This window comes from Dechloromonas aromatica RCB, assembly GCF_000012425.1.
In genome coordinates this window covers 2,289,841-2,316,155 of record NC_007298.1, presented here as the reverse complement: position 1 = coordinate 2,316,155, position 26,315 = coordinate 2,289,841, and the positions used below count along the sequence as shown (strand labels likewise).

Genomic DNA, 26,315 nt, shown 5'->3' with positions numbered 1-26,315 from the left:
ACGGCCATCGTGCTCTCGCGGCCAGCGTGATCAATGGATGCTTTTTTTAATCGCTAACGTTTGCCACCGTAATTGCTTTTCAGGAGTGGCGTTACAAGTTTTTCCAGGGTGGCCAGATCGATCTTCGGATCACCTTCATAACCGTTCTTGCGCAATATTCCATTCCAGTCAATCACGAATTATTGACCAGAGCGGCTTTGATGAAGCCAGGTGGTGACGACCAGATTTCGACCTGACATTCTTCGACGGCGGCAAACTGTGGGCTGGCTGGCCAGTAGCAGGTTTCAGACGAGCTTGCCGTTGACATATTGCTCGAGCCATCAGGTGATCGGTGCCGGACGCCGCCGCCTCGGATCGTCGGTCTGCAGGCGGGTGACCTAGGCCTGGGCGGCCGATTTGCCATAGTCGATATCAGCCACGTATTTCGTGACGTCGAACAGCGGTCATGGCAGCTTCGCGTTAGGTGTCTGACAGAAATGGAACCTGTGGCCGGAACCTGCAAATTCGATGATTGTCCTATCGGTTGATTGCCGCCTGGTTTGGCCGCTCGAGAGCGCCCGGTTTGCCCTTCTCGCGTTGTAGATCGACTTCGTCCGCGATGATGCGGGCTGCCGCGAGCAGTCGGGTATCCTTGGCTTTGTTGCCCGCCTTTTCATCCTTGCCGTCCGTATCGGGTTCGCGTTCGCTATCGAGCAGGCCGTCGTCGGCACGAGCCAGCCCGCTTAGGCGTTTTTCCAGGCTTTCATTTTCGCGGCGTCTTTCTGCTTCGTTCAAGGAGACGCTCGTTTGCAGGCGTAATCGCTGGAGTTCCGAGGCCGTTTCTTCGAGGCGCTGAAATTCCGGGTCGTTGGCCGCCCGCGCGACATGGCGGGCGAGCAGGGCGGGAATCACCTCGCCCTTGTCGGCAACCCGGTCGTAGGCGGCAGCGCGGATGTGCGTCCAGGGCAGGGCATTGTCGTTGCTGGCCTCACCGGTCAGCGTCGGATCATTGGCGGCCGGCAGGGCGATGTCCGGCTGGACGCCGCGTACTTGCGTGGTGCTGCCATTGATCCGGAAAAACTGGGCGATGGTCATCCGCAGTTCGCCAAGCGCCGGCTTCTCGCTGCCGACAGCCTGGTCGAGGTTGAGTACGGTCTGGACGGTGCCCTTGCCATAACTCTGCTCGCCGATGACGATACCCCGGCCGTAGTCCTGAATGGCTGCCGCAAAAATCTCGGAGGCCGAGGCCGATTCGCCATCGATCAGTACCCCCAGCGGGCCATCCCAGGCGGTGCCGGGAGTAGTGTCGCCATCGACAAAAACCTGGCCCTGTGCATTGCGTTCCATGACGACCGGCCCGGTGTCGATGAACAGTCCGGTCAGCTCGATGGCTTCCTTCAGCGAACCGCCGCCGTTGTGGCGCAGGTCGAGCACGACCCCATCAACCTTCTCCTTGCCCAGTTCCTTGAGCAGCTTCGCCACATCGCGGGTGGCGCTCCGAAAGTTCGGGTCGCCCTTGCGGCGGCCTTCGAAGTCGTCGTAGAAGGCGGGCAGGGTAATCACGCCGATGCGCCGGGCGCTGCCATTGTCCGTGACGTCGAGGACGGCTTTCTTGGCCGCTTGCTGGGCCAGGTCGACCTTCTTGCGGACCAGCGTTATCTGTCGATGTTTGGCATCCGGGCCAGCGTTGGCCGGCAAAATGTCGAGGCGAACCACGCTGTCGGCCGCGCCGCGGATCAGGGCAACCGTGTCATCGAGACGGGCGCCGACGACATCGACGAAGGCGCCTTTCTCGCCCTGGGCGACGGCAACGATTCGGTCACCAGCCTTGAGCTGGCCGGAACGGGCGGCCGGCCCGCCGGGGGTCACTTCGCGGACCATGGTGTAATCGTTTCGTTCCTGCAGCACCGCACCAATGCCGGTCAGTGACAGGCGCATCGATATGTCGAAGTCAGCCGAAGCACGCGGCCCGAGGTAGGTGGTATGGGGCTCGATGGCGGTGGTGTAGGCGTTCATGAACATCTGGAAAGCGTCGTCGCTCTTCAGACGGTTGATGCGCCGGATCGATTGCTCATAGCGTTTGTCGAGGGCGGTAACGATCTCAGGATCGCTCTTGCCAGCCAGTTTCAGGCGCAGCCAGTCGTTCTTGACGCGCTGCTGCCAGATTTCGCGCAATGCTTCGTCGGAGCTTGCCCATTCGGCCTTGTCGCGGACAAAGGTGAAGCGGTCGTTCTGATCGAAGCGGAAACCGCCTTTGAGCAGGCTGCGGGCATAGGAAAAGTGTTCCTCCGCCCGGCGCGCGTAAAGGTTGAAGATGGCAAATGGCGCTTGCAGGTTCTCTTCGATGATCGCATCGTCGAGCCGGGTTCGGTATTCACTGAGCTGGTCGATGTCGCTCTGGGTGAAATAGTATTTTTCGCTATCGAGCGTCTTCAGATAGCGCTCGAAGATCGCCTCTGACAGGGCATCGTCGAGGACTGCCGGTTTGTAATGGTAATGGCCGAGCAGGGCGGCGCTGATCCGGACGACGCGCTGGTGCTGCGGTTGCGGTGCCAGTTCGGCCGCTTGTGCGCTGACGGTAAGGCCGAGGACGATCCAGCAGAGTTGCTTCAACAAGGTAGTTCTCCAAAGGGGGCTGGACAGTCCATCCATCGCTTGTCGCGGGCGTCTTGTCATGGCTTGCTGTGACACGATTGTCGGCCACGAGTTTCTAGTGGCCGGTACGCAGTCTGGCAAAGATATTCCGCGCTGTATAGCCGGACCGGCTGGACATTGTCGCAGCCGGCCCGGCCACCTTGAATCCCTTGCTGCTCAACAGGTCGCCGACCGCGCCGGCGCGATGAGCGCGGTTCGAGACGGTGACGATGGTGCGGTCCTTGGGAATGTAGCCGAGGCTTTTTTGCAGACGTCAGGCTAATTCCGCCTCCGGATCGCAGACAGGGATCTGAAGGGCCTCGCCGACCGGTGCGCAGGTGAGCTTGCCGCGGTGAATGTTCAGCCCGGCCCGCAAGTTTGGATCATCGCGCAGGGCCTGGCGATAACCCTTGTTCGCCAGCGTCAGTACGAAGGGAAGGGTGGCGTTGTTCAGGGCGAAAGTCGAGGTTCGCGCTACGGCCCCCGGCATGTTGGCGACGCAGTAATGCACGATGTCGTCGACGATATAGGTCGGTTCGGCATGGGTAGTCGGTCGGCTCGTCTCGAAGCAGCCGCCCTGGTCGATTGACACATCGACCAGCACGGAACCCGGGCGAATCCGTTTCAGCAGTTCGCGGCTGACCAGATGCGGTGCCGAGGCGCCGGGAATCAAGACGGCGCCGATGGTCAGATCAGCCTCGCTGACGCTGGCTTCGATCGATTCGGCGGTTGCATACAGCGTCCTGATTCGATTGCCAAACTGGCGATCCAGCCAGCGCAGACGATCCAGTGATCGGTCGATGACGGTGACGTCACCCCCCATGCCGACCGCGATCTGCGCAGCGTTGTAGCCAACCACGCCACCGCCGAGGATGGTGACTTTCCCCGGCGCGACGCCGGGAACGCCGCCGAGCAGAACACCGGACCCCCCTTTCGATTTTTCGAGCGCTGCGGCTCCGGCCTGGATAGACATTCGCCCGGCGACCTCGCTCATCGGGGCGAGCAGGGGGAGGCTGGCGCCCGGGCCAGTCACCGTTTCATAAGCAATGGCGGTGACCCCCGAGGCCAGCAGCAATTCGGTCTGGCGACGGTCCGGGGCCAGGTGCAGGTAGGTGAAAAGCACCTGTCCATCCCTGAGTTGGCGGCATTCGTTGGGTTGCGGTTCCTTGACCTTGACGATGAGTTCGGCCCGGATAAACACCTCATCGGCGGTGTCGACCAATTCGGCTCCGGCACCTGCGTAGAGCGCATCAGTCAGGCCGATGGCAGTGCCGGCATTCTTCTGCACGATCACGCGATGACCATGCGCCACCAGCTCGCGTACGCTGGCCGGTGTGAGTCCGACCCGATATTCATTATTCTTGATTTCCTTCGGTACGCCGATCTGCATCGCATTGCCTCATTAGTAGGGTTGGGACTCGCCTGTCAAACATAGCCCTTGGCGCCTGGTCAGTAAACGATCAATTCGTTCTATGGACATCAGATATGCATTGTCAGGAGAAGGCGAACTTCAGGTCAGCTCCTGAATATTGCAGATGCTTATGTGGTCCGGGGCAATAAACAACCAACAAGAACGTCGTATCAGCGCCTGGCGCAGATGGCTACATTGAGGCCATGGTCATACAGGGAGTACGTCATGGCAGCGTTGATCGTTGGTGGAGATCGTGTCGATTCATTTCGTGACTATCTGTCGCAGCAAGGCTTTGAGCCGATTCGCCACTGGAGCGGACGCAAGGCCGGCGAATGTCATCACCAGATTCCGCTCGATACGCGAGTGGTGATCGTGATGGTCGATCAGATCAACCATGGCCTGGCGCGCAAGGTTCGCCGGGAAGCCGGCGACATGCTGGTGCCAGTGGTTTTCAGCAAGCGGAGTCTGAGCCAGTTAAGCAACGCGCTGGCCTGCGTTCCGGCTTGAGGGCGATGGTTTGGCGCGGGCAGGGTGGTCGTCTGGTTTTAGAGTGGAGCAGCCATTTTTAAATGGTTTCTCCCGGCCGAGACTGTGTAAAAACTCAAAATCCGATGATTTTCAGGGGTGTGCAAACCATTCCCAATGGGAAGAAAGTCGATTGTGGAGCGATTGCGAAGGCTGAATTCCATTGGCATCTCCCCTGTCGGAGTTTTTACACAGTCTGGGCCAGGAGCGGACATGAGGAATGCTCACCCAAAGCCGCCTTTTGGGCGCCAGCTTCCGCCAAGAATGACAAATGCGTTGATTGCGGGAAAAATTTCGTTATTGGCTTAAACATCCCCCCCGCAGTCGAGCGGACCTGCACGAAAAGCCCCGTAGGCCGCTCACTTCAGCGGTTATACGGTACGTTTCGCCGCATCACGGACCATTTTTTCTTGGTTCCTATCGGCGGCCATTTTGATTTAGGCTAGATCGCATGAACATCAACATTAAATTGAACTCTCTTGCGCTTGGCGTGCCTGTTGTTCGCAGCATCTTTTTTGGAGGGTTTCTTGCGAGCCTGGTTTCGGGTTGTGCACTTCTCCAACCGCCGACTATCGACCCCACGCCCCTGGAGATCGGCAAGCTCCCGGCGCCCGATATCACCGTCCGAATCCCACAGTTGGGTCCCTGTACCGATGCGCCGGAGAAGAATATATCCCTCGACTCGTCACAGCCGGTCACCGTTCTGGTGCACGGTTGTAATGGTTCAGCGGGACGGTTCCGCTCCCTCGCCCAGCTCTATGCGTTTCATGGCCAACAGGCGGTCTGTTTCAGCTATGACGACCGGGCCAGCCTGGTCCAAAGCGCAACCCAGCTGGCTGAGGCGGTCGGGGCTCTGGCGGGGAAAATGCGCAATCGCGACATCACGGTTATTGGTCACAGCATGGGCGGACTGATAGCAAGGAGGTCGATGGAAGGCGAGCACAGATCCGAGTGGGAGCGCGATGCGGTTAACGTGAACCTGGTAACAGTCTCGGCGCCACTTTCCGGCATTGCGGCGGCGAGTCCATGCGGCTATAGCGGCTTGCACTGGGCTAGTTTTGGTCTAGTGCCGCTCAGTTGCCGGGCGGTCACCGGCGACAACTGGTATGAAATCACTTCATCTTCTGATTTCATCCGCCGCCCCGGTCCGCTGATCGCCTCAGTCCAACGCTACCTGAAGGTGGTGACGGATGAGCGCGATAGATGCCGCCGTCGCGACGACGCGGGCGCTTGCGTGGAGAGCGACTATATCTTCAGCCTCGCCGAGCAGTACCAGCCGATCATCGACAGCTACCCGCGCCTTGCCAACGTTGAAGTGGCGGCCGGCCACGTGGAGATCGTTGGCTACAAAGGGGTCGCGCCGCGCCAGTTGATTTCGATTCTGCAACAGCAGGGTTTGCTGGCCTCCACCGCAGCGGAACGCGAGGCGGCCTTCAACCTGCTGATAGCAGAGCTCTACTGACGCCAAATTTATTGCCAGCTCCCGCAATGGCAAGAACAATAGGGGGGGCACGGTTTTCCATTTTGATTAGCCGCTTTCAGACAGCAGCTAGGTCCGCAATGGACACGAAACTGCCTAGGAGTTGCAACTCAATCAGCATCAGGCAATAGGCGACTGTCAGTTCCTGGCCTCTCCTTGAGCTTTCAATGAAGCAGCCCTTCAGGAATTCACTTTTCCCTGATCAACCGCATCTGCAGTCTGTGGCGGAGCTTCCTCAAGTTGCGGACGGCTCGGCACCCCGCAGCGGCCGCGCTTGCAACTCCCTGGTGCTGCGATATCGATGCCTTCTTCACTCATATTCTTCAGTATCAGATAGATAGCCGCCACACCGGCGGAAAGAATGACGAGGGCGATGAGTACAGCGAACATGGCTAAGGCTCGGATGAGGGGCGGGGTTGGACTATACCGCGGCGAACTGCATGGTCAATGAATTGCAACCTTGTAGATGGGAATCTGCCCAACAGCTTTGAACGATTGTAGTAAGGAATGTTTATGCCGACATCACCGGGTCATCAGCCCATAGACCCCGACACTCCCAAGCCCAAAGATCCTATCCATCACCCCCATAAACCGGACCACCCGTTTCACGATGAACGTGAAGAGGAAGGGATCGAAACGGATGTCGATGAAGATACCGGGGCAGACCCCTGGTGGATGTAGGGCGACTACCACCTCGGCAATAACCGGTATTTTTGCGCTCCCGGGATCGGTAATTTCTGGACAATCTGGCGTGTGACTTACCACCGCTATGGGCAGCGCGATTCTCCGGTCAGGCCGATAGCGGGTTCGCTCCTGACCGGAAATGTCTCCGCCAGATCAATCAAAACAAATGATCAGCCTGAGCCAGCGGGGCGCCACGCCGGATGGCCTGGCGGAGCAGGGCGCGGGCTTCTGCCGGGCTGAGTTCGTCAAGCCAGATGGGCAGGGCGCCAAAGCGGCTTTCGTAGCTGGTGAAGGGATCGAAGCTGGCCGGGCGGATCGGCAATTCGAGGGTGAGTACCATGGTTTGCTCCTTCTCCCCTGTTGTGTCCGGCGTAACCGGCTCCCGGGGAGTTTGGAGCGAGCGACGCTTTAGCCAGCATTTATTACCGCCCTGGCAAGTTATCGATTAAATCCGGCGGGTGAAGTGATTCTCCGTATATCTCGCCGCCGGGGGAAAGAATTTCTGGCTATTTCGATATGCATTCCGCTGTCGATAAGCATCGAATAAACGATTCGTTTGCTTGAACGAAAGTACTGCCTAGCCTGTGCCTCCAATCACCAACAACGACTGGAGAACTTTCGTGCGTATTACCCCTTTGCTCAAGGCAGCCTTGCTTCCCGCCATTCTCGCGCCAGGATTGGCGCTGGCCACCAACGGTTATTTTTCCCACGGCTACGGCGTCAAATCGCAAGGCCTGGCCGGCGTCGGCATTGCCTTGCCACAGGATGGTCTGGCGGCGGCGATCGTCTTGACGTCGGTGCAAGCTGGTTCCGTCCTGATCGCGGATCGGAAGTGACCGGCAACGGGGCCGGCCTGAACGGCACCTATAACGCCAATGACAGCAAGGATTTTCTGATCCCCGAGATCGGCTACGTCAAGCAGCTTTCGCCGCAATGGGCGGCCGGGGTGGCCATCTATGGCAATGGCGGGATGAATACTGACTACGGGAACAATCCTTTCCGCGCTTTTGGCAGTACCGGTTCGGCCGGCGTCAATCTTGAGCAATTGTTCATTTCGCCGTCGGTGGCCTACAAGCTCAATGAATATTACGCGCTCGGCCTGGCCGTCAATTTCGCCTATCAACGCTTCGAGGCCAAGGGGCTGGGGGCTTTCGACAATCCCTTCTTTTCATCATCTCCGGGCAATGTGACCAATCGCGGTACTGATACCTCGACTGGCTGGGGTGCCCGCCTCGGCTATACGGGCAAGATCACGCCCGATATAACCATTGGCGCCACCTGGTCCTCGAAGATCAGAACCAGCAATCTCGACAAGTAAAAGGGCCTGTTCGCCGAGGATGGCGGCTTCGATATTCCGGCCAATTACGGACTGGGCTTGGCCTGGAAGGCGACCTCGGCGCTGACGCTGGCCGCCGACTGGCAGTGCATCGAATACAGCGACATCAAGTCGGTCGGCGGGGCGCTGAACAACAACCTGTTTGGCAGCGCCAATGGTCCTGGCTTCGGCTGGAAGGATGTCGATGTGATCAAGCTGGGCGTCGCCTACGACGTCAGCGACTGGACCCTGCGCGCCGGCTACAGCCACGCCAGTCAGCCGATTCCAAAGGATCAGACCTTCTTGAATATCCTGGCCCCTGGCGTCATCCAGGATCACGTCAGCTTGGGCGCGACATGGCGCCAAGGAAAGTCGGGCGAATTGAGCCTCGCCTACACCCATGGCTTCAAGAAGACGGTCAATGGCTCAGGTTCAATTCCGGCGGGCTATGGCGGCGGCGAAGCCAATATCCATCTGGCCGAAGACATTCTGGGCATCGCCTACGGCTGGAAGTTTTGATGCCTGGCGCTGATGGCGATAGACAACATCCTTATTAGGGTAATTGTTATATCGATCTGAATTTTTATTCGTTCTTGGGATAAGCGGCGGGGAATAAATTGGTGGCTACAGGCATCAGTGAGCTTGTTCAGTGATCCCCGCCCCCGAACAAAGCCGGTTAATCCGGCTGGCCGAAAGCGAAAGGAATCGCCATGACCGATGCAGTAATCGACGCAGTAAACGACATTCAATCGTCTGCCCAAGTGTCCCCTTCGTTTGCCGAAGGCAGCAATGCCGGCGGCGCCTCACCGATTCTTGAGCAGGCGCGCCAGCAGGCTGCCGCCGACAACCTGCCGTACGCCGGCAGCGTCAGGCCGCAGGATGCCTGGGCGCTGTTCCAGTCCGGCGAAGCCGTGCTGATCGACGTTCGGACAGCCGAAGAGCGCAAGTTCGTCGGGCATGTGCCGGAGACCAAGCACGTCGCCTGGATGACCGGCCTGTCGTTGTCGCGCAACCCGCGTTTCGTCAAGGAACTGGAAGCCAAGGCCGGCAAGGAGACCGTTGTGCTGTTGCTCTGTCGCAGCGGCAAGCGTTCGGCTGCCGCAGCCGAAGCGGCGGCCAAGGGCGGTTTCAAGAACGTTTTCAACATCCTCGAAGGCTTCGAGGGCGATCTCGACGAACAGCAGCGGCGTGGTTCCTTCAATGGCTGGCGTAGCGCCGGCCTGCCGTGGATTCAGGACTGATTCAAACATTTTCAGGGAGAAAACAGCATGTCCAAATGGTTTGCAGATAATTCACAGTCGATCGGCCGCACGCCGCTGATCAAGCTCAACCGTGTCATCGACGGCGCCAAGGCTACCGTGCTCGCCAAGATCGAAGGTCGCAACCCGGCCTATTCGGTCAAGTGCCGGATCGGCGCCGCCCTGATCAATGATGCCGAGAAGCGTGGCCTGCTCGGTCCGGGCAAGGAGCTGGTCGAGCCGACTTCCGGCAACACCGGCATCGCGCTGGCTTTCGTCGCCGCCGCCAAGGGTATTCCGCTGACGCTGACCATGCCCGAAACGATGAGTATCGAACGGCGCAAGCTGCTGACGGCTTTTGGTGCCAAGCTGGTGCTGACCGAAGGCGCCAAGGGCATGTCCGGCGCCATCGCCAAGGCCGAGGAAATTGCCGCTTCCGATGCCAAGTACGTGTTGTTGCAGCAGTTCAAGAACCCGGCCAATCCGGCCATCCACGAACTGACCACCGGTCCGGAAATCTGGGACGACACCGATGGCGCCATCGACATTCTGGTGTCCGGGGTCGGCACTGGCGGCACGATCACCGGTGTTTCGCGTTACATCAAGAACACCAAGGGCAAGGCGATCCAGTCGGTCGCCGTCGAGCCGACCGCCAGCCCGGTGCTGACCCAGGCTCGTGCCGGCGAGCCAATCAAGCCCGGTCCGCACAAGATTCAGGGGATTGGCGCCGGTTTCGTGCCGGCCGTGCTCGATCTGTCGCTGCTCGATGCCGTTGAGCAAGTGTCTAATGAGGATGCCGTGCTTTACGCCCGCCGCCTGGCCAAGGAAGAGGGCATCATCTCCGGGATTTCCAGCGGTGCTGCGGTTGCGGCGGCCGCTCGTCTGGCCCGGATACCGGAAAATGCCGGCAAGACCATTGTCGCCATCCTGCCTGACTCCGGCGAGCGTTACCTCAGCTCCATCCTGTTCGAAGGCTTGTTCAACGAAGCCGGGCTGGCCGCATGAGACACCCCGTTGCCAACTCATCCCTGGCCTACGAGCAGGTGGGTGGCTGGGGCGTCAAAGGGATCGTTGCCGAACTGCATTCGGCACGAGATCGCTGGCGTGCAGCGCAGCAGCGGAGTCTGGAATTCGCGGTGCGCGAATTTCCGTCCCGCGAAGCGCTCAATCGGTCCGACCGGGATCGGCGTGGTCTACGGCAAGAAGGCGCTGCTGGAGCAGATGCCTCCCTGGCAGGGGGGCGGCAACATGATTGCTGACGTCACCTTCGAGAAGACGTTGTTCCAGCCGGCACCGAACAAGTTCGAAGCTGGTACTGGCAACATCGCCGACGCGGTAGGGCTGGGCGCTGCTTTGGATTACGTCGACCGCATCGGCATCGAGAACATTGCCCGCTACGAGCACGACCTGCTGGTCTATGCGACGCGCGGCCTGTCCTTGATTCCTGGCGTGCGCCTGATCGGCACGGCGGCGGACAAGGCGAGCGTGGCGTCCTTCGTGCTGGCCGGTTACACGACGGAGGAAGTGGGCCGGGCGTTGAACGAGGAAGGCATCGCGGTGCGCTCCGGTCACCACTGCGCCCAGCCGATTCTGCGTCGCTTCGGCGTCGAGGCGACCGTTCGTCCTTCACTGGCGTTCTACAACACCTGTGAGGAAATCGACCGCATGCTGGCTGTGGTACGTCGTTTGGCCCGTGGCAAGGGCAAGGTTGCGGCCTGATTCGGTCAGGCCACGACAAAAAAGGAGCCGGCGGTAACGTCGGCTCTTTTTTTACCTGCCGGTGCGGCGCTTGCGTTCGAAGGTGATGGCGCGGTGCAGGTAGGCGCCATATTCGCGCATGCCGATGGAGCTATTGCTGTAGCCCTGCTGTTCGAGGTCGGCATCGATGATCTTTTCGGCTTCCTGGGAAAGCGAGGCGGCGGGGTAGGTGGTTCGTTTCTTGGCGATTTTCATGGTGCGTCATTCCGTAGGGAGCCGCTTTATAGCAGAGGAGCGGCCCGGTTGCCTACGGGTTGTGATGCTGGCGGCACAGAATTTTTATCCCCGTTTCCTGTGGATAAGCTTGGGGGTAGGGACTGAGTTCCCTATCTAATGCACTGTTGCAAAAACGGTTTATATGGTTTGCTCAATTAACAGGCAGGTCGCTCATGCGCAATAAATTCCCTGCAGCATGCCAATGATTTCGGTCAGTCGCCGATCATTGATCGCGTAATAAACACGGTTGATTTCCTTGCGTGACTTCAGCAACTTCTGGTTGTGGAGCACGAGCAAGTGTTGGGTAATGTTGGGCTGCGTCGTTCCTACGGCCTCGCATATGTCGCCGACGCTGCGTTCTCCATCGGCGAGCAGGCAGACAATGGCCAGTCGGAGTGGGTGAGCGACTGCCTTGAAACGATAGGCGGTCTGCTCGATCTCTTTGTCGCTCCAGAGCTTGTCCATGTTATTTCTTCAGATAGATCTGGTCGAAGGTGCCACCATCGGCGAAGTGCGTTTTCTGCGCTTTCTGCCAACCGCCGAAGCTGTCGTTGATGGTGACCAGTTTCAGTTTCGGGAAAATGGCCGCGTACTTGGCCGCCACCTTGGCGTTGCTCGGCCGGTAGTAGTGCTTGGCAGCGATCTGCTGGCCTTCTTCGGAATACAGGTAATCGAGATAGGCCTGCGCTGTCAGCCGCGTGCCGCGCTTCTCGACGACCTTGTCGACGACCGCGACCGGTGGTTCGGCCAGGATGGACAGGCTCGGCGCGACGATCTCGAACTTGTCCTTGCCCAGTTCCGTCACCGCCAGAATGGCTTCGTTCTCCCAGGCGATCAGCACATCACCCAGGCCTCGCTCGACGAAGGTGGTGGTCGAACCACGGGCGCCGGAATCGAGGACCGGCACGTTCTTGAATATTGCGCTGACCAGATCCTTGGCCTTTTGCTCATTGCCACCGGGTTGTTTCAACGCCCAGGCCCAGGCCGCCAGATAGTTCCAGCGGGCACCGCCCGAAGTCTTCGGGTTCGGTGTGATGACCGCGACGCCTGGCTTGGCCAGATCACCCCAGTCCTTGATCGCTTTCGGGTTGCCCTTGCGGACCAGGAAGACAATGGTCGAGGTATAGGGCGAGGAGTTGTTCGGGAAGCGCTTCTGCCAATCGGCGGGGATCAGCTTCCGCTCGGCCAGGGCATCGATGTCGTAGCCAAGGGCCAGGGTGACCACATCGGCTTCCAGACCGTCGGCCACCGAACGGGCCTGCTTGCCGGAACCGCCGTGTGACTGGCGGACGTTAACGATCTGGCCGGTCTTGGCCTGCCATTGCTTGGCAAAGGCAGCGTTGAAGTCCTTGTACAACTCACGCGTCGGGTCGTAGGAGACATTGAGCAGCGTGGTCTGGGCAGCGGCGCTACCGAGGCCGAAAGCGAGAGTCAGTGCAGCGAAAAGGCCAATCTTGCGCATGGGGAACCCTGTCGAAAAGATTTTGATATGCGCAGTTTATGGGGCTGTGAAAAAAACCAAAAAGAATGAATTATTCGATACTTATCAGGTTTTGATATATGAATTCAGGCGCCGCGCAACTGCTCGAACAGGCGCAGGCCATCTGGCCAGGGGCCATGACCGGAGTCGACATTGATATGCCCGGCCTCGCCGATGTTCCGGTATTCGCTGCCCCATTGTCTTGCCCAGTATTCGGCGACCGGCGCCTTGACCCACGGGTCGTTGCTGCTGGAAACGACCAGGCTGGGAAAGAGAAGTTTTTCTTCGAGCAAGGCGGCTGGTTCACCGAAGCGATCCGGGTCGGCCGGTGCCACGAGCAGGGCGCCGCGTATCCGTTCCGGCCGGGTGAGCGATGCCGTGACCGAGGCCAGGCAGCCGAAGCTGTGGGCGACGATCCACACCGATTCCGTCAGCACATCGATTTCTTCGCCAACGCGAGCGGCCCAATCGGACAGGCAGGTTTTCTCCCAGTCAGCCTGTTCGACACGCCGGGTGTTCGTCAGTTGTTCCTCGAACCAGCTTTGCCAATGCGTCGGGCCGCTGTTGCGCAGCCCGGGAACGATCAGGATGGTGGTCATGGAGATGTCCTCGTGAAATCGGTTGATCCATTGTCGAAGCAGGGCCGGGGAAGGGGAACGATGATGTTCTTATGTGCTTATGCAGCACCATGGGGTTTGTCGATAGCCGCCGGTTGTGGTGTCATTGGCCCGGACAATTTTGGAAAGTTACAGCGATGGCGGCAAGACCGATCCTGCGTATGGGAGAACCACTCCTGTTTGAAGTGGCAAAAGCGGTGACCGAGTTCGGGACCTCCGAACTGCGTGCGCTGATCGAGGACATGTTCGATTCGATGGAGGCTGCCGGTGGCGTCGGGCTCGCCGCGCCGCAGATCGGGATCGGTTTGCAGATGGTGATTTTCGGCTTCGAAAAGAGCGAGCGTTATCCCGACGCCGAAGCGGTGCCGCTGACTGTCCTGATCAACCCGCTCATCACGCCCGTGGGCGACGAGGAAGAACTTGGCTGGGAAGGCTGCCTGTCGGTACCTGGTCTGCGGGGTGAAGTGCCGCGCCATACCCGCATCCGCTACCAGGGCTTCGACCCGGAAGGCACACCAATCGATCGTACCGTGGAGGGCTTCCATGCCCGTGTTGTCCAGCATGAGTGTGATCACCTGATCGGTCGGCTTTACCCGTCGCGGATCCGTGACTTCTCGCGCTTCGGCTTTACCGACATTCTCTTCCCGGAACTGGTCCGGGAAGATTGAGGGCCACTATTTCGATCGCCTCTCATCCTTCCAGCGGGCGATAGCTCCAGCGCGGAATGATGAGCAGGGCAAGCACCGAAATGCCGGCCCCCAGAATCAGCAGAGACAGGGTGAATGGCTAGGCAGGTGACCGGGAAGTCGAAAACCAGACATTCGACCGGCAGTTGCTTGCCCTTGGAAGCAGACTGCATGGTGACCAAGCCAGTCCGCAGTGTAAGTATCAAACAGCGCCAGCGATTGCTGGTGCTGGAGAGTCAGGTTATTCATGACGAGGGCAATTTTTATATCGGGGGTATATCGATATGCCTATTTCGTCGTTCGCTTTGCCTGTTGCGCTGCCTAATGTTGTAGCGTCAGATAACTGATCTCAACCCTTACGCATGTGATATTCCATGGTCGGTGACAATAATGGCGACACGCCGGATTCTTCTTGTCGCATTTCCGCTAGCCAACGGGCGTCACGCTTTGCCGCCGAGGCGATGAAGTTATTGCCGACCTTGCAGTGCAATGCACTGCGCAAGGTTTTCGACCGCCATGATTTTCTGCCGGAGGAGGTGGCCTCCCTTGGCTACAAGCGGCTCCAGCAGGCCGAAGGGATTGGCAACAAGGGCCTGGCGGCCATTACCGCCTGGCTGAACAACTACGGCTTCGAGTTGAACCCGCCACCGTTGAGCCCTCATGCCGGCGCAGCTCCCAAGCGGACGCGCCAGAGAATCGAACAGGCGCTTCGTTTACTTCGCACCCATGGTTACGAAATTGTTCCGCTATCAAGTGGCGATGGCAGCAAAGAAGGTCGGCGCTAGGAAATTAACCGCCAGCGACTTCTATATGCCCGATTTGAATTTTTATTTAAGAATTTATTATTTCTGATTATAAGCGTGCTTCAATAAACTGGTCTCATCGACGCTGCAACGCAGCCGCTCAACGTATCAGGAGACCATTTCATGAGTATCGCCGTCCGCAATATCAGCAAGCACTTCAGTGCCTTTCAGGCGCTGAATAACGTATCCATCAACATTCCTTCCGGTGAATTGGTCGCGCTGCTCGGTCCATCCGGGTGTGGCAAAACGACCTTGCTGCGGATCATCGCCTGACTTGAGCATGCCGACGACGGCCAGATTATTCTGGAAGGCGATGATGCCTCTGATCGTCACGTCCGCGAACGCGAAGTCGGCTTCGTCTTTCAGCATTACCGCCAGAACGGCGAACTGCTGGAGGTTTCCGTCCTCCGCGACACGCTGGCTGCGCTGGGTTTGCGGGATGGTGACGATGTTTCTGTTCGACCCCGGCATATCCGGGTATTCAACAATAACGACAAACTGGCCGCCTGACGGCCTCCAGAGAATAGAGCGGAGAACAGCATGAATTTCCAGCAACTCAGAATCATCCGGGAAACGGTACGTCAGGATTTCAACCTGACCGAAGTGGCCAATGCCCTGTACACCTCGCAACCCGGGGTCAGCAAGCACATCAAGGATCTCGAAGACGAACTCGGGATTGAGGTCTTCATACGTCGCGGCAAGCGTCTTCTCGGCCTGACCGAACCGGGCAAGGAACTGGTCGGCGTAGTCGAACGCATCCTGCTCGATACGCAGAATCTGCGGCGCATTGCCGATCAGTTCGCCAGCCGGGAAACTGGCCATTTTGTCGTGGCGACAACACATACCCAGGCCCGTTATGCGCTGCCCAAGATCATCCAGTGGTTCAAGGCCGATTACCCCAAGGTGCACTTGACGCTCTTACAAGGCAGTCCGCGCGAAATCGCCGAGCTGCTCGAGACAGGTCAGGCCGACGTTGGTATCGCCACCGAATCACTCGACAATGTGCCGGAACTCGCTTCCTTCCCGTTCTATTCGTGGCATCACGCGGTGATCGTGCCTGACGGCCACCCGCTGCTCAATCTCGAAAAGGTCACGCTCGAGGCTCTGGGTGAATACCCGATCATCACCTATCACGAAGGATTCACGGGGCGGGCGCATGTCGACAAGGGCTTCGCCGATGCGGGCATCGTCCCGGATATCGTGCTGTCGGCCATCGATGCCGATGTGATCAAGACCTACGTCAGTCTTGGCTTGGGCGTCGGTATCGTCGCCTCAGTAGCCTACGATCAGGAGCAGGATCGCAATCTCGCCCTGATTCCGGTTCCCGACCTGTTCCCGGCGAACACAACGCGCATCGCCGTGCGTCGTGGCACCTATCTGCGCAGCTATGTTCATGCCTTTATCGAGAAGGTTTGCCCGGATCTCGGCGAGGATGCGATCAAGGCAGCCCTCAAACCGCAGTCCGGCAACGATTGAGGCAGGGCTTGTTATTTGCCGAGAACAAATAAGTTGTTTTTCTTCGCGATTTCAAACTGGGTTCATTCCCGCTTTTTTACAATGAAGCCACTTTGATCATTCCGGACTACAGGCTTGGGCAGGGAAGTTTTTTCTCGACCCAGTGGATGAAATCGCTTGCCATCGCCTCGGTAATTTCGTGCCGGGCGGGGTAGAAGTTAGCCTCGAAGGGCACTCCGAGGTCACGTAACTGGGCCGAACTTCGCTCAGCCCAGGCGATCGGTAGCGTGCTATCCAGTTCGCCGTGCAGGATCAGCGCATCGAGCTTGGCCAGGGCATCCCGGTGGGCGATGAGCGGCGCAATTTCCGGCAGGATACGGCCGGACAAAATGCCGAACCCGGCGACACTTTCAGGACTGGTAAGTGCCAGGCTGGCCGACATGATGCCGCCCTGGCTAAATCCGGCGATCAGCGTCCGGCGCGAGCTTAGGCCGGTTCGTGCCTGCAGTTCGGAGACGAATTTCACCAGTTTCCGGCGGCTTGCCTCCGCCGCGGCCTGATCGATGACCGGGCCGTTGGGCGTGAAATTGACCGGGAATGCACAAAACGCATTGGAACCCATCGGAATCGGCGAACGAACGAGCGCAACGGCATACCGTTTCGGGAGCAGGGCGGCCAGCCCCGCCATTGAGCTTTCATTGCTGCCGACACCATGCAGCAGGATGATCAGGCCTTGATCCGCTTTCCGTGGCGCGCGACTGCGGTAGGTGAGTGTCAGGTCTTCGACCAGGGGCGGGAGTAATGGGGTTTCGGTCATGGGCATCGGTCATCCGGCGGTTTGGTAATTCAAAACGGTTGGCGGACGCAGTCCGCCGACAACAAGGTTTGGTCAATTCAGCTGCTGATTGGTTCTTGGCCACCGGCGGCAACCGCTACCACAAGAGATTAATGTCTTCTGGGGTGGCTGGCAGGTTCCCGGGTAACCCAGGCCCCCAAAAGGCGAAAGCCCCGCAGGGGGAGGCGGGGCTTTCTGACGGCCAATTGGGGGAGGGGGAGGTAGGCCGTCTGCACTGTTGGGGGTCAGCGCATGGATGTAATTTAAGGCCCATGCCTCTCCGTTTCAAGTAACAGCTTGCAACGGTTTGTATCCAAAGACGCGGGGCGATCAAGTCCTTACCCGGTGCGCCGCACCAGGTTATGGAACTCGCTAGGTGAGACCGGTTTGCCGAACAGGTAGCCCTGACAAAGATCGACTTTCAGCATGCCGAGCAAATCGGCTTGCTCTTCCGTCTCGACGCCTTCGGCGATGGTCTCAAGATCTAGCGCCTTGGCCATCGCGACAATGGCCGTGGTGATGGCAACCGCATCGGCCTTTTCCGGCATGTCGCGGACAAACGAGATATCGATCTTGAGCGAATCGATAGGGAATTGACGGAGATAGGACAAGGATGAATAGCCGGTACCGAAGTCATCGAGCGAGATGGCGGCACCCAGCGCCTTGACTTCATGCATGCGCGCCGTGACGAGCTTGGCGTCGTTGGCCACCACCGACTCGGTCAGTTCGATGACCAGTTTTGCAGGATCGACCTGGTTCTCGGCGAGGAGTTTGCCGATTTTGGTGACAAGATGTGGCTGGAGAAAATCGAGTGCGGATAAATTGACGGCAACGGTAATCGACTGGTCGGCGCAGGCGGCGATCTCGCGCATCGACTGGCGCATTACCTCGTCTGTGATGCAGCCAATCAGCCCAAGGCGTTCGGCGATTGGAATGAATTCACTCGGCTGGACCAGGCCAAGTTCATCATCGATCCAGCGAACAAGCGCTTCGGCCCCGGCAATCCGGCGATCAGCCAAGCGAATTTTCGGTTGCAGGGCGAGGGACAGCCCGCCGTTATGCAGCGTTTTGCGCAGGTGGGTTTCAATCTGCAACTCGCGCTGCGTCCGCCGACACATCTCGTCGTCGAACGCGTTAACGCGGCCTTTGCCCTGCGGGCCGGCTCGGTCGCAAGCCAGTTGAGCGTCATGCAGGCGTTGCTCGATGCTGCCCAGGGGCCGGGAAATGCCGATCGTGCAGGTCAGCGGGAAGTACATGCTGCCCTGCGTGAGCGGTTTTCTCAGCAATTGTCGCAAGCTTTCGACCCGGCTGCCGGCGTCACCCGGAATCAGGACGGCAAAGGCGTCCTCGCGCACCCGCGCCGCCATCTCGCCGGGCTTCAGAAATCCCTGCAGGCGCAGCGCGAACTCATGCAGCGTGGCCTCGCTCCAATGCCGATTGTAGGCAACTGCCAGGCGTCTGAACTCTTCAAGACGAATGAAAACGACCTGGGCTTCGCCGTCCGCGGGCAGCGGGCTGCCGCAAAAGCCCCGGTAGTTGAGTAGTCCGCTATCCGTGTCGTGAATGGCCAGGAAGTGCATGTGGTCTTCGTTTCGTTGGCGCTCGCTCATGTCGCGGACGAAACCCGTGAAATAGCGCTTGCCGCCCTGGACGAAGGCGGAAATACCAACCTCGACGGGAAAGCGAGTGCCGTCCTTGCGCTCGCCATCCAGTCGCTGGCCGCTGCCGAGCACATGCTTGATCCCCCGGTCAGGGCTGAACGCAGCGAGGAAGCCGTCATGCTGTTCTTTGAGCGGGCTAGGCACAATGCAGGAAATATTGCTGCCCAGGAATTCCTCGCGGCTCCGACCGAACATCCTTACTGCCGCGTCATTCAAATCGACGATACGACCTCGCTCATCGATCGTGAACACCGCGTCGAGGCTGGTCCCCAGGATTGAAGCGACGGTGATGCTTTCGTAACTGAACATGGCGCGCCCCAAGGAAAGAGACTTCAGACGCCAGGCCTTGCCGGCCGGCGAAAATCAAGACAATCCAGTTTGTTGACTGGCCCGGCACGCTATCGTTCAGGCGCTCGCGGACCCAGTGCCCCATCTGATTTGGATCATGGTCGCTCCACCTGAAGGTTCCGGCATTTATCACTGATTCCCTCCTGGCGCAGGAAGGCCAGCAGGTCGTGCCGCTCAGCATCGTTCTTGACGCCGTCGTAGCCCATGGCAGTTCCAGGCATGAAGGCCATTGGCGCCTTGATGAAGCGATCGAGATTGGCTTCGCTCCAGATAAGGCGTGACTGGCGCATGGCCGGCGAGTAGGCAAAACCGGGCACGCTGCCGGCACGGCGCCCGATCAGGCCGCAGTGGCGTGGTCCGGTACGGTCGGTCTGCAAGGCATGGCAGGCAGCGCAGCGTTCGTAAATGATGGCACCACGTGCATGGGCATCGGCCGGGCTGTCACCGGCATGGACCGGTGACAGGGCCAGTGACAGCAGGATGGCGAGGAGGCCCGGCCTGGGCGTCCGGCATTTCATGTCGCGTCACCGCTGATCAGGAGACGAAGGCGCCGGGTACCGGTACGTCGCCCACGGCGTTGCGCAGGATGGCCCAGTGCATGGCTTCGTCGCCGAGGATGCTGCCGGCTGCCTTGGCCAGATCCCGGTTGCCGAATACCGGGATGGCCCCGAGATAGGCGCTGACCGCACCTTTTTCCAGCCCGGCGGCGAAGCGCAGCACATCGACTTGGGTTTTCAGGGTTTCGAGCGGGAAACTGTACTTGCTTCTGGCGGTCACGGGCTTGCCGCCAAGCTTCATGATGGTGCTGCCGAGCAGATCGGCATGCTCCTTGTGGTGTCCCTGAAACGTCATTGCCAGATCGAGTACCGGTTTTTGCAGCAGGCCGCTTTCGGCGCCCAGCTGATAAGCGGCGATAGCCTCGAGTTCGGCTCCCAGCGCGGTGTTGAGGATGCGCAGATCGGATTCGACACCGTCTGCGGATTTGGCCGCGAGGGCGTCCTGGCCGGTGAGCAGCGCGACGGCGGCGCCTGAGAGGAGCAGCCCGGATTGCGAAATGAAGGCACGACGGGGGATAGCCTTGGCGCTGTCGCCAAGCATTTTGAGCATGGTCATGATGAATCTCCGGTGGGTTTGCGGCGCTCAGGAAATCTCTTCTTCCAGTCGCCTGAAGACACCGGCTACGATGCGGTCGCATCGATGGCCGGCGAAGGAAAATGCGTCACCGACAGCAATATCGATGTCCTGCGCCAGGGTCTCGCGTAACTGGTGCCGGGCGCGAAAGAAGCGGGTGCGGACGGTGGCCTCGGGCAGGCCGAGCGCGCTGGCGGTTTCTTCGACATCCAGTTCCTCGACGCCGCGCAAGATGAAGACTTCACGGTACATATCGGGCAGGCGGTCGATATGTGATTCAAGCAGGCGTCGCAATTCGCCGTTTGCCGCGTTTGATTCGGGGGTTTCGGTTGGACTTGGGTGCATATCCTCGACCTCGTTTTCAGCAGAGTCGACGCGTATCGTTGTGTCGCGCATCTGGCCTTGCCGACGGCGCAGCGCGAGATTGACGACGATGCGGATCAACCAGGTGGAGAGCTTGGCCTCGCCACGAAAACCGTGCAGCGCGCGGTAGGCGAGCAGCCAGGCCTCCTGGACGATTTCTTCGGCGTCGGCATCGTTGCGCAGGACGGCGCGGGCGGTGCGGTAGAGCGTTTGATTGTGCCGCCGCATCAAGGTCCGGAAGGCATCAGAATCGCCTGCCGCAACCTGTCGTGCAAGTTCCAGCTCGGTATCGTGCTGGCGTGGCTCCAGTGCGCTTCTTGTTTTCATTTTCGCCCCTGTGTTGGCTGCTCTTGACCCATTGGATGCAGGAAAGAGAGACGGCGTTTCAAGGTTCGAGAAAATTATTGCGGCGATCTGGCAAGTGGCCAGCAACGCTTGACGGCCTGGATTCTTGAACTCATACGCCGATTGACCGGCGGGTGCGACGATGTCCTGTCCTGGATAGCCGATGGGCTGAATCGCCCCGATCAACGGAGATCAGCGCAGCGGCCGGTCTAAATTTCAAGAGACTGCTGGGCGGGCAGATCAGCCAGCGTTGACGCGGATGCCAGTGCCGAGGCTCGAACCCCCAGCAAGCGAATACGCTTTTCCAATGGGACGCGCTTCAGACATTCTCCAGCGGCCCGACGAATCGTCATTCCGTCATCGGTTGCCAGGTCCAAGGTGAAATCCCGCGTTACCGCCTGAAAGTCAGCGTAACGCACCTTGATTCCGATGGTCTTGGCGACCAGACCCTTGCGTTTCAGGTCATCGGCAACACGCAGGCAGATGCCGGTGAATATCTCGGAGAGTTCGGAACGGTCCTGTTTGGCATGCAGATCGCGCTGAAACGTACTTTCCCGACTGATCGACTTGGTCTCCCGGCTTGTCTTCACAGGACGATCGTCGCGCCCGTGGGCAACCTGATGCATCCACTGCCCCGTGCTTCGTCCAAAATGATTCAGCAATAGCTCAACCGGGGTGGCCGCCAATTGCCCGATCGTCTGGATGCCAAGTTTCTCAAGGCGCTCATTGGCCTTCGGGCCGATTCCGTTGATCTTTTTGGCGGCCAATGGCCAGATGCGGGATTCGATATCCGCTATGCCGAGGATCGTGATGCCGTCCGGCTTTTGCAGGTCGGAACAGATTTTCGACAACAATTTGTTTGGCGTGATGCCAATGGAACAAGTCAGTCCGGTCGCATCGAAGACCGCCTGCTTGATCCGGCGAGCGAGCGGCAGGCTCTCTTCATCGATATCACTCAGGTCAATGTAGATTTCATCAATGCCTCGATCTTCGATCAGCGGAGCGATGGTGGCGACTGCGGCCTTGAAGCGCCGTGAATAGTTCAGGTAGGCATCGAAGTTGGCCGGTAGCAGGATAGTGCCTGGTGCCATTTCCGCCGATTTCATCAGGCCCATGCCCGAGAAGACACCGAAAGCCCGTGCTTCGTAGGTCGACGTCGTCACCACGCCACGGCCGACATACTCCCGCAGGCGCCCAAAGCGTTTCGTGCCATCTGGCTGGCTGATCGGTTGATTCACATTGCGACCACCCACCACCACGGGCTGGCCACGGAGTTCCGGGTAGTTCAGGAGTTCGACGGACGCGAAGAAGGCATCCATATCGAGATGCGCAATCCGGCGCTTTGGCAGGGAGGTGCTTGCTGAGTCAGTCATGCGAATACGACCATCCAGGTCCGTGCGACTTCCTGGTGTCGATCTCCGTCGGCATGAATTTCCAGACTGGCAAAGAACAAGGCCTCGAGCTGGAGACTCGCCGCACGGATCGGGCAATGAAAATTATTGTTCTCCGGCCACACCTTCTGGGGCTGGTTAGCCCGAATGGCCGGCGCAGCATCAAGCTCGCTTTGTTTCAGGAAAATGCCGAATTGGCGAAAACGGGTGACGGTAGCTAGCATGGCTGTATAAATATACAGCCTTCGGTGGCGTTAGCGAAGCACTTGACGTAACTGCCTGAATTTTAGGTAGCAGATAAGCCGCCAGACCGACATTCTGAGCTAGCGGGAATGTCAAACGAGGTGGGGTAGGGGGAACTGCAATTGCCGTTTTTCGGCCCAAGCGCACAGTGGCCTACTCATTGAAAAATGGCTGGCTATAAATTCAGAACGGCAATTGGCATTTGCCGCCTTGTCGCTTGGCTGCTGAAGAATCCGGTTCTGCGTAAGATACCTCACCACAAAGACGGCGCAACACACCAAAATATTTTCAAATAACTTCAAGCACAGATGAACTGCAATCTAGGATCTTTTAATTGTGGGACTGGCTGAGAATATTCAAAAATGTAGAAGGAGCGAGAGTGTTCACGCACAACGAGGTTCTAGCATTCTGGTTTGAGGAAATCGAACCAAGGATGTGGTGGGCGACAGATCCGGCATTTGATGATCAGATCCAGCGAAGGTATGGATCGCTTCTGGACAAAGCCTCAAAAGGTGAGTTGTATCTTTGGCGTAAAGAAGCACAAGGCCGACTCGCAGAAATCATCGTGCTAGATCAGTTTTCTAGAAACATACATCGCAATTCACCCGCTGCTTTTTCACAGGATTCAATGGCGCTGGCCTTGGCTCAGGAGGCTGTTGCTGCGGGATTCCATACTCAGCTTTCTGAAATTGAGCGTGCATTCTTGCTAATTCCATACATGCACAGTGAGTCGAAGTTAATTCACGAGCAGGCTGAACGCCTGTACCGTGAATATGCTCCGGCGGGCAACTATCAATTTGAACTTAAACATAAGGCCATCATTGACCGTTTTGAGCGCTATCCGCATCGCAACCAGATTCTTGGTCGCGAATCTACATCAGAAGAAATCGAGTTTTTGAAGCAGCCGGGCTCAAGCTTTTGAGCGACGGGGCTTAAGAGCAGGGTTCTTGCCTTCGAAAAGTTCACTGAAACTTTGTTGCTTGCGCCAGCAATGCAGATGCGGAAAGCATCAAAACAGGTGCAATTTGCACACCTCGCCGCCTGCCAACTTCCTAGTCGGAATTTCTCAATTGCATCGCCACATATAACAGGAGCCGATCATCGGTATTGGTCAGGTTCAGGCCCGTCAATTCGCTAATTTTCTGCAAGCGATAATCAAGCGTGTTGCGATGAATATGCATGGCCTTGGCGGTTAAAGTCGGCTGGCTGTTATGGCTGAACCAGGCCACCAGTGTCTTCATGAGTACTCCGGATTTTTGATCAAAGGCACCGAGTCTGGCCAGGGGTTCCCGTAGTTGCTCGGCTTGCCAGCCTGACTCAAGACCGGCAAGAAGCACGGGCAAACTCAGGTTGTAGTAGGAAAAGATGGGGGACTCTGGCGATCGCAATCGCCCGACCCGCCCAGTCTGTTTTGCCGACTCGTAGGAGGCTGCGGCGCCATCCAGCCCAGGCAAGGCGATCCCCATGCCCGGCTGGCCTCGGACAGCAAGGATGTCCTTGCAGCAGCGTTCAGTTCCTCCAGGCGTTTCCGGGCTCTCATTGCACGAATGCTCGGGCTGCCGGATGTGTCGAAGGTTTCGAACATCGCCAGTTCGCCTGGCGAGATCACGGCCGTGAGCAGCTCCGGCCAATGGGCCGCCAGTTCGGCTTGCACACCTTGCAGTTCGAGCATGGCCAAGTCCGGACGCGGCGTGTCGTTGGCCAGTTGCAACACAAAAAATGCGCCGGGTTGTCGCAAATCCACTTTCAGCCGCGCCGCCCAGGCTTGCATGCTGGCCTCCGAAATGCCGGATTTGTTGGCCAGCTGAAAAACAAACTCTTCGCGATAGCGCTTTTCATGCTGCAATTCACCGATCAGCAGCGCCTGCTCAAGAATCATCTCGGCGGTAAGGCGAACTAGTTCTCCAAACTGACGAACTTCATCGGGATTCCCGGTAATCCCGACGACACCCCAGATCGCCCCGCGCACCGACAGCGGGAGATTGATACCGGCCCTCGCTCCCGGCAGACTGGGCGTCGCCACGCTGTCGATCTCGACCGCATCCTGCTTGGCCAGTGCGAGTTGCGCCCCTGGGTGCAAGGAGCCAACCCGCTCGGGATTTCCACTGCCAATGATGATGCCGCGTGCATCCATCACGTTCACGTTGAATGGAATGATTTTCATCGTCCGCTCAACGATTTCCCTGGCCAACTCCGCTCCGATTGTTGCCATCTTTCCCCAACGTGCACTTTGGGCCAAGCCCTTGGTTTGTAATAACGCACAAAATTATTATTAATTGCTAATGATTTTACATGCATCCGCACGATGTTTGTCCATTGCCGGCACCCTACCATTTGCCTGCGTTATTGCAGTGGTAAATCAATTCACTATTAGGAGACAAACATGGCCAATGCACAAAGTGCCACGCTGCCCGCCAACATGTCGGCGAATCATGCCGAACTGGACGGCGCGTATCGCAAGGTAACCCTGCACCTCATTCCCTTCATTTTTATTTGCTACCTGTTCAATTACCTGGACCGGGTCAATGTCGGCTTCGCGAAGTTGCAGATGATCGACGCTCTGAAATGGAGCGAAACGATCTACGGTCTTGGCGCCGGAATCTTTTTTATCGGCTATGTCCTGAGCGGCGTGCCGAGCAACCTCCTGCTGCACCGTCTCGGTGCCCGCAAGGTGATCGGCACCCTGATGATTGCCTGGGGCATCGCCTCGGCCTCGCTGATGTTCGTCAAGACCCCGGAAGCCTTCTACACGCTGCGCTTCATCACCGGCGTCTTCGAAGCCGGCTTCTTCCCCGGCATCGTGCTCTACTTCACCAACTGGTTCCCGGCCTCGCGACGCGGCCGGATCATGGGCCTCTTCATGTCGGCCATTCCCATCTCCGGGCTTCTGGGGAGCCCGCTCTCGGGCTGGATGATGCAGTCCTTTGCCGGTCAGGGCGGCCTCGCCGGCTGGCAATGGATGTTCCTTCTGCAGGGCATTCCGACCGTGCTGCTCGGCCTCCTTGTTTATGTGATGCTCAATGACGGTATCGCCCAGGCGAAATGGCTGAGCACCGATGAAAAGCAGATGCTGATCGCCGAACTGGAAAAGGACGAAAAAAATCGCCGCGAAAGCAGTCTGGCGGCCGACACTTTTGCCAGCGTGCTGCGTAATCCGCATGTCTGGCTACTCGGCCTGGTCTACTTCTGCATCCAGATGGGGGTCTATGCCATCAACTTCTGGCTGCCGAGCATCATCAAATCGCTCGGCTTCCAGAGCCCGCTGACCGTTGGCTGGATCAGCGCCATTCCTTATCTGTGCGCCAGCATCTTCATGATCTGGATCGGCCGCTCCGGCGACGCCCGCAAGGAACGTCGCTGGCACTTGAGCGGTCCGCTGCTGATGGGCCTGTGCGGTCTGATGATTGCCACCATGGCCGGCGGCAACGCTGTCATCGCCGTCTTCGGTCTCTCCCTGGCAACGATGGGGGCGCTGTCCGGCCTGCCGATGTTCTGGCCGCTGCCGACCGCCTTCCTGGGCAGCGCCGCCGCAGCCGGTGGCCTCGCCCTGATCAACTCGCTCGGCCAGATCGCCGGTTTCATCAGCCCCTTCCTGGTCGGCTGGATCAAGGATGCCACGGGCGGCACCACGGTCGCGCTCTACATCCTGTCCGGTGTGCTCTTCTTCGGCGCCATGCTGGTCTTGCGTGTCCCGGCCAAAATCGTCAATCGCTAACC

At 58.7% G+C, this 26,315-nt stretch carries 29 protein-coding genes and 2 pseudogenes; 13 read left to right on the top strand and 18 right to left on the bottom strand.

The features are described 5' to 3' along the window. Positions 1-53: 53 nt before the first annotated feature. The 3 genes from DARO_RS23340 to ald all read right to left on the bottom strand — a co-directional run bounded on the left by DARO_RS23340 (position 54) and on the right by ald (position 4,003). Positions 54-176 (bottom strand): hypothetical protein, encoded by a 123-nt coding sequence (locus tag DARO_RS23340; protein ID WP_497462964.1) that lies wholly within the window; start codon positions 174-176, stop codon positions 54-56. A gap of 340 nt (positions 177-516) precedes the next feature. Continuing rightward, a complete protein-coding gene (locus DARO_RS11075) occupies positions 517-2,595 on the bottom strand; it encodes a carboxy terminal-processing peptidase (RefSeq protein ID WP_157037193.1) in 2,079 nt (692 codons plus the stop codon). Positions 2,596-2,887: 292 nt separating this feature from the next. After that, positions 2,888-4,003, bottom strand: coding sequence for an alanine dehydrogenase (gene ald / locus DARO_RS11070; protein WP_011287887.1), 1,116 nt, complete (start codon positions 4,001-4,003; stop codon positions 2,888-2,890). 246 nt (positions 4,004-4,249) lie between these two features. Between ald and DARO_RS11065 the strand changes: the two genes are divergently transcribed. Together DARO_RS11065 and DARO_RS11060 are read left to right on the top strand one after the other, a co-directional pair. Then, positions 4,250-4,531 carry a DUF2325 domain-containing protein gene (locus DARO_RS11065; RefSeq protein ID WP_011287886.1) on the top strand — a complete coding sequence of 94 codons (282 nt, stop codon included), beginning with the start codon at positions 4,250-4,252 and terminating at the stop codon, positions 4,529-4,531. Positions 4,532-5,000: 469 nt separating this feature from the next. After that, on the top strand, positions 5,001-6,011 hold the full coding sequence (locus tag DARO_RS11060; protein ID WP_011287885.1) for an alpha/beta fold hydrolase: 1,011 nt from the start codon (positions 5,001-5,003) through the stop codon (positions 6,009-6,011). Positions 6,012-6,209: 198 nt separating this feature from the next. On the opposite strand, the gene DARO_RS11055 is transcribed toward DARO_RS11060, so the two are convergent. Both DARO_RS11055 and DARO_RS11045 read right to left on the bottom strand, forming a co-directional pair. Next, positions 6,210-6,419: a hypothetical protein gene (locus DARO_RS11055; protein ID WP_041224341.1), complete on the bottom strand. Its 210-nt coding sequence runs from the start codon at positions 6,417-6,419 to the stop codon at positions 6,210-6,212. A 451-nt stretch (positions 6,420-6,870) separates the two neighbouring features. After that, the gene (locus tag DARO_RS11045) at positions 6,871-7,053 is read right to left on the bottom strand and encodes a hypothetical protein (RefSeq protein ID WP_011287883.1); all 183 of its coding nucleotides are present in this window, start codon (positions 7,051-7,053) and stop codon (positions 6,871-6,873) included. Between the two features lie 280 nt (positions 7,054-7,333). On the opposite strand from DARO_RS11045, the gene DARO_RS23090 reads away from it, so the two are divergent. The 5 genes and pseudogenes from DARO_RS23090 (at position 7,334) to DARO_RS11025 (ending at position 10,985) form a co-directional block, all read left to right on the top strand. Further along, entirely contained in the window at positions 7,334-7,549 is a 216-nt protein-coding gene (locus DARO_RS23090) for a hypothetical protein (RefSeq protein WP_198134022.1), read from the top strand. Beyond that, a pseudogene (locus tag DARO_RS23335) lies at positions 7,546-8,547 on the top strand (OmpP1/FadL family transporter). The gene DARO_RS23090 and the pseudogene DARO_RS23335 overlap by 4 nt, the downstream one beginning before the upstream one ends. A gap of 191 nt (positions 8,548-8,738) precedes the next feature. After that, positions 8,739-9,269, top strand: coding sequence for a rhodanese-like domain-containing protein (locus tag DARO_RS11035; protein ID WP_011287882.1), 531 nt, complete (start codon positions 8,739-8,741; stop codon positions 9,267-9,269). A gap of 27 nt (positions 9,270-9,296) precedes the next feature. Further along, the gene (gene cysK / locus DARO_RS11030; protein ID WP_011287881.1) at positions 9,297-10,271 is read left to right on the top strand and encodes a cysteine synthase A; all 975 of its coding nucleotides are present in this window, start codon (positions 9,297-9,299) and stop codon (positions 10,269-10,271) included. Positions 10,272-10,370: 99 nt separating this feature from the next. Next, positions 10,371-10,985, top strand: coding sequence for an aminotransferase class V-fold PLP-dependent enzyme (locus tag DARO_RS11025; RefSeq protein WP_497462963.1), 615 nt, complete (start codon positions 10,371-10,373; stop codon positions 10,983-10,985). 51 nt (positions 10,986-11,036) lie between these two features. On the opposite strand, the gene DARO_RS11020 is transcribed toward DARO_RS11025, so the two are convergent. The 4 genes from DARO_RS11020 to DARO_RS11005 all read right to left on the bottom strand — a co-directional run bounded on the left by DARO_RS11020 (position 11,037) and on the right by DARO_RS11005 (position 13,319). Further along, on the bottom strand, positions 11,037-11,219 hold the full coding sequence (locus DARO_RS11020) for a hypothetical protein (RefSeq protein ID WP_011287879.1): 183 nt from the start codon (positions 11,217-11,219) through the stop codon (positions 11,037-11,039). Between the two features lie 192 nt (positions 11,220-11,411). Continuing rightward, a complete protein-coding gene (locus tag DARO_RS11015; RefSeq protein ID WP_011287878.1) occupies positions 11,412-11,705 on the bottom strand; it encodes a metalloregulator ArsR/SmtB family transcription factor in 294 nt (97 codons plus the stop codon). A gap of 1 nt (position 11,706) precedes the next feature. Further along, a complete protein-coding gene (locus tag DARO_RS11010; RefSeq protein ID WP_011287877.1) occupies positions 11,707-12,702 on the bottom strand; it encodes a sulfate ABC transporter substrate-binding protein in 996 nt (331 codons plus the stop codon). Between the two features lie 104 nt (positions 12,703-12,806). Further along, positions 12,807-13,319, bottom strand: a complete 513-nt coding sequence (locus tag DARO_RS11005) for an alpha/beta hydrolase (RefSeq protein ID WP_011287876.1) — start codon at positions 13,317-13,319, stop codon at positions 12,807-12,809. A gap of 155 nt (positions 13,320-13,474) precedes the next feature. Between DARO_RS11005 and def the strand changes: the two genes are divergently transcribed. The 4 genes and pseudogenes from def to DARO_RS10985 all read left to right on the top strand — a co-directional run bounded on the left by def (position 13,475) and on the right by DARO_RS10985 (position 16,302). Further along, a complete protein-coding gene (gene def, locus DARO_RS11000; protein ID WP_041224340.1) occupies positions 13,475-14,005 on the top strand; it encodes a peptide deformylase in 531 nt (176 codons plus the stop codon). A 392-nt stretch (positions 14,006-14,397) separates the two neighbouring features. Then, positions 14,398-14,808 (top strand): hypothetical protein, encoded by a 411-nt coding sequence (locus tag DARO_RS10995; protein ID WP_011287874.1) that lies wholly within the window; start codon positions 14,398-14,400, stop codon positions 14,806-14,808. A gap of 141 nt (positions 14,809-14,949) precedes the next feature. After that, positions 14,950-15,198: pseudogene (locus DARO_RS23330) on the top strand (ATP-binding cassette domain-containing protein); the annotation flags it as partial. A gap of 168 nt (positions 15,199-15,366) precedes the next feature. Then, on the top strand, positions 15,367-16,302 hold the full coding sequence (locus DARO_RS10985; RefSeq protein WP_011287873.1) for a CysB family HTH-type transcriptional regulator: 936 nt from the start codon (positions 15,367-15,369) through the stop codon (positions 16,300-16,302). A 106-nt stretch (positions 16,303-16,408) separates the two neighbouring features. Here the strand turns inward: DARO_RS10985 and DARO_RS10980 are convergent, their stop codons facing one another. The 7 genes from DARO_RS10980 to DARO_RS10950 all read right to left on the bottom strand — a co-directional run bounded on the left by DARO_RS10980 (position 16,409) and on the right by DARO_RS10950 (position 22,579). Further along, complete coding sequence (locus tag DARO_RS10980) at positions 16,409-17,098, bottom strand: hypothetical protein (RefSeq protein WP_041224936.1); 690 nt, start codon at positions 17,096-17,098, stop codon at positions 16,409-16,411. A 356-nt stretch (positions 17,099-17,454) separates the two neighbouring features. After that, a complete protein-coding gene (locus DARO_RS10975) occupies positions 17,455-19,086 on the bottom strand; it encodes a GGDEF domain-containing phosphodiesterase (RefSeq protein WP_011287871.1) in 1,632 nt (543 codons plus the stop codon). A 134-nt stretch (positions 19,087-19,220) separates the two neighbouring features. Continuing rightward, positions 19,221-19,643: a c-type cytochrome gene (locus DARO_RS10970; protein ID WP_011287870.1), complete on the bottom strand. Its 423-nt coding sequence runs from the start codon at positions 19,641-19,643 to the stop codon at positions 19,221-19,223. A gap of 16 nt (positions 19,644-19,659) precedes the next feature. Further along, on the bottom strand, positions 19,660-20,238 hold the full coding sequence (locus tag DARO_RS10965; RefSeq protein ID WP_011287869.1) for a ferritin-like domain-containing protein: 579 nt from the start codon (positions 20,236-20,238) through the stop codon (positions 19,660-19,662). Positions 20,239-20,265: 27 nt separating this feature from the next. Then, complete coding sequence (locus tag DARO_RS10960) at positions 20,266-20,946, bottom strand: RNA polymerase sigma factor (RefSeq protein ID WP_011287868.1); 681 nt, start codon at positions 20,944-20,946, stop codon at positions 20,266-20,268. Positions 20,947-21,173: 227 nt separating this feature from the next. Further along, positions 21,174-22,337 carry a DNA polymerase IV gene (gene dinB / locus DARO_RS10955; protein ID WP_011287867.1) on the bottom strand — a complete coding sequence of 388 codons (1,164 nt, stop codon included), beginning with the start codon at positions 22,335-22,337 and terminating at the stop codon, positions 21,174-21,176. Then, positions 22,334-22,579 (bottom strand): hypothetical protein, encoded by a 246-nt coding sequence (locus DARO_RS10950; RefSeq protein ID WP_011287866.1) that lies wholly within the window; start codon positions 22,577-22,579, stop codon positions 22,334-22,336. Before DARO_RS10950 ends, dinB begins: the two co-directional genes overlap by 4 nt. Before the next feature lie 398 nt (positions 22,580-22,977). Between DARO_RS10950 and DARO_RS10945 the strand changes: the two genes are divergently transcribed. Next, entirely contained in the window at positions 22,978-23,520 is a 543-nt protein-coding gene (locus tag DARO_RS10945) for a DUF924 family protein (RefSeq protein WP_011287865.1), read from the top strand. Positions 23,521-23,650: 130 nt separating this feature from the next. Here DARO_RS10945 and DARO_RS23325 read toward each other — a convergent pair whose 3' ends face one another. Both DARO_RS23325 and DARO_RS10935 read right to left on the bottom strand, forming a co-directional pair. Next, positions 23,651-23,935 carry a helix-turn-helix domain-containing protein gene (locus tag DARO_RS23325; protein ID WP_497462962.1) on the bottom strand — a complete coding sequence of 95 codons (285 nt, stop codon included), beginning with the start codon at positions 23,933-23,935 and terminating at the stop codon, positions 23,651-23,653. A gap of 8 nt (positions 23,936-23,943) precedes the next feature. Further along, the gene (locus tag DARO_RS10935) at positions 23,944-24,762 is read right to left on the bottom strand and encodes a sugar diacid recognition domain-containing protein (RefSeq protein WP_049758633.1); all 819 of its coding nucleotides are present in this window, start codon (positions 24,760-24,762) and stop codon (positions 23,944-23,946) included. 219 nt (positions 24,763-24,981) lie between these two features. Between DARO_RS10935 and DARO_RS10930 the strand changes: the two genes are divergently transcribed. Then, positions 24,982-26,313, top strand: coding sequence for an MFS transporter (locus DARO_RS10930; protein WP_011287864.1), 1,332 nt, complete (start codon positions 24,982-24,984; stop codon positions 26,311-26,313). The last annotated feature ends 2 nt before the right edge of the window (positions 26,314-26,315 follow it).

What these genes read in the sequence shown, in the direction of transcription:
- DARO_RS11045 (WP_011287883.1), bottom strand. Translation starts at nt 7,053, where the DNA reads ATGGTACTCACCCTCGAATTGCCGATCCGCCCGGCCAGCTTCGATCCC.
- DARO_RS11015 (WP_011287878.1), bottom strand. Translation starts at nt 11,705, where the DNA reads ATGGACAAGCTCTGGAGCGACAAAGAGATCGAGCAGACCGCCTATCGT.
- DARO_RS11060 (WP_011287885.1), top strand. Translation starts at nt 5,001, where the DNA reads ATGAACATCAACATTAAATTGAACTCTCTTGCGCTTGGCGTGCCTGTT.
- DARO_RS10970 (WP_011287870.1), bottom strand. Translation starts at nt 19,643, where the DNA reads ATGAAATGCCGGACGCCCAGGCCGGGCCTCCTCGCCATCCTGCTGTCA.
- DARO_RS11065 (WP_011287886.1), top strand. Translation starts at nt 4,250, where the DNA reads ATGGCAGCGTTGATCGTTGGTGGAGATCGTGTCGATTCATTTCGTGAC.
- DARO_RS10960 (WP_011287868.1), bottom strand. Translation starts at nt 20,946, where the DNA reads ATGAAAACAAGAAGCGCACTGGAGCCACGCCAGCACGATACCGAGCTG.
- DARO_RS11055 (WP_041224341.1), bottom strand. Translation starts at nt 6,419, where the DNA reads ATGTTCGCTGTACTCATCGCCCTCGTCATTCTTTCCGCCGGTGTGGCG.
- DARO_RS10965 (WP_011287869.1), bottom strand. Translation starts at nt 20,238, where the DNA reads ATGACCATGCTCAAAATGCTTGGCGACAGCGCCAAGGCTATCCCCCGT.
- DARO_RS10980 (WP_041224936.1), bottom strand. Translation starts at nt 17,098, where the DNA reads ATGACCGAAACCCCATTACTCCCGCCCCTGGTCGAAGACCTGACACTC.
- cysK (WP_011287881.1), top strand. Translation starts at nt 9,297, where the DNA reads ATGTCCAAATGGTTTGCAGATAATTCACAGTCGATCGGCCGCACGCCG.
- DARO_RS11010 (WP_011287877.1), bottom strand. Translation starts at nt 12,702, where the DNA reads ATGCGCAAGATTGGCCTTTTCGCTGCACTGACTCTCGCTTTCGGCCTC.
- DARO_RS10935 (WP_049758633.1), bottom strand. Translation starts at nt 24,762, where the DNA reads ATGAAAATCATTCCATTCAACGTGAACGTGATGGATGCACGCGGCATC.
- DARO_RS11020 (WP_011287879.1), bottom strand. Translation starts at nt 11,219, where the DNA reads ATGAAAATCGCCAAGAAACGAACCACCTACCCCGCCGCCTCGCTTTCC.
- DARO_RS11005 (WP_011287876.1), bottom strand. Translation starts at nt 13,319, where the DNA reads ATGACCACCATCCTGATCGTTCCCGGGCTGCGCAACAGCGGCCCGACG.
- DARO_RS11035 (WP_011287882.1), top strand. Translation starts at nt 8,739, where the DNA reads ATGACCGATGCAGTAATCGACGCAGTAAACGACATTCAATCGTCTGCC.
- dinB (WP_011287867.1), bottom strand. Translation starts at nt 22,337, where the DNA reads ATGACTGACTCAGCAAGCACCTCCCTGCCAAAGCGCCGGATTGCGCAT.
- DARO_RS10950 (WP_011287866.1), bottom strand. Translation starts at nt 22,579, where the DNA reads ATGCTAGCTACCGTCACCCGTTTTCGCCAATTCGGCATTTTCCTGAAA.
- DARO_RS10985 (WP_011287873.1), top strand. Translation starts at nt 15,367, where the DNA reads ATGAATTTCCAGCAACTCAGAATCATCCGGGAAACGGTACGTCAGGAT.
- DARO_RS10930 (WP_011287864.1), top strand. Translation starts at nt 24,982, where the DNA reads ATGGCCAATGCACAAAGTGCCACGCTGCCCGCCAACATGTCGGCGAAT.
- def (WP_041224340.1), top strand. Translation starts at nt 13,475, where the DNA reads ATGGCGGCAAGACCGATCCTGCGTATGGGAGAACCACTCCTGTTTGAA.
- DARO_RS10975 (WP_011287871.1), bottom strand. Translation starts at nt 19,086, where the DNA reads ATGTTCAGTTACGAAAGCATCACCGTCGCTTCAATCCTGGGGACCAGC.
- ald (WP_011287887.1), bottom strand. Translation starts at nt 4,003, where the DNA reads ATGCAGATCGGCGTACCGAAGGAAATCAAGAATAATGAATATCGGGTC.
- DARO_RS10995 (WP_011287874.1), top strand. Translation starts at nt 14,398, where the DNA reads ATGGTCGGTGACAATAATGGCGACACGCCGGATTCTTCTTGTCGCATT.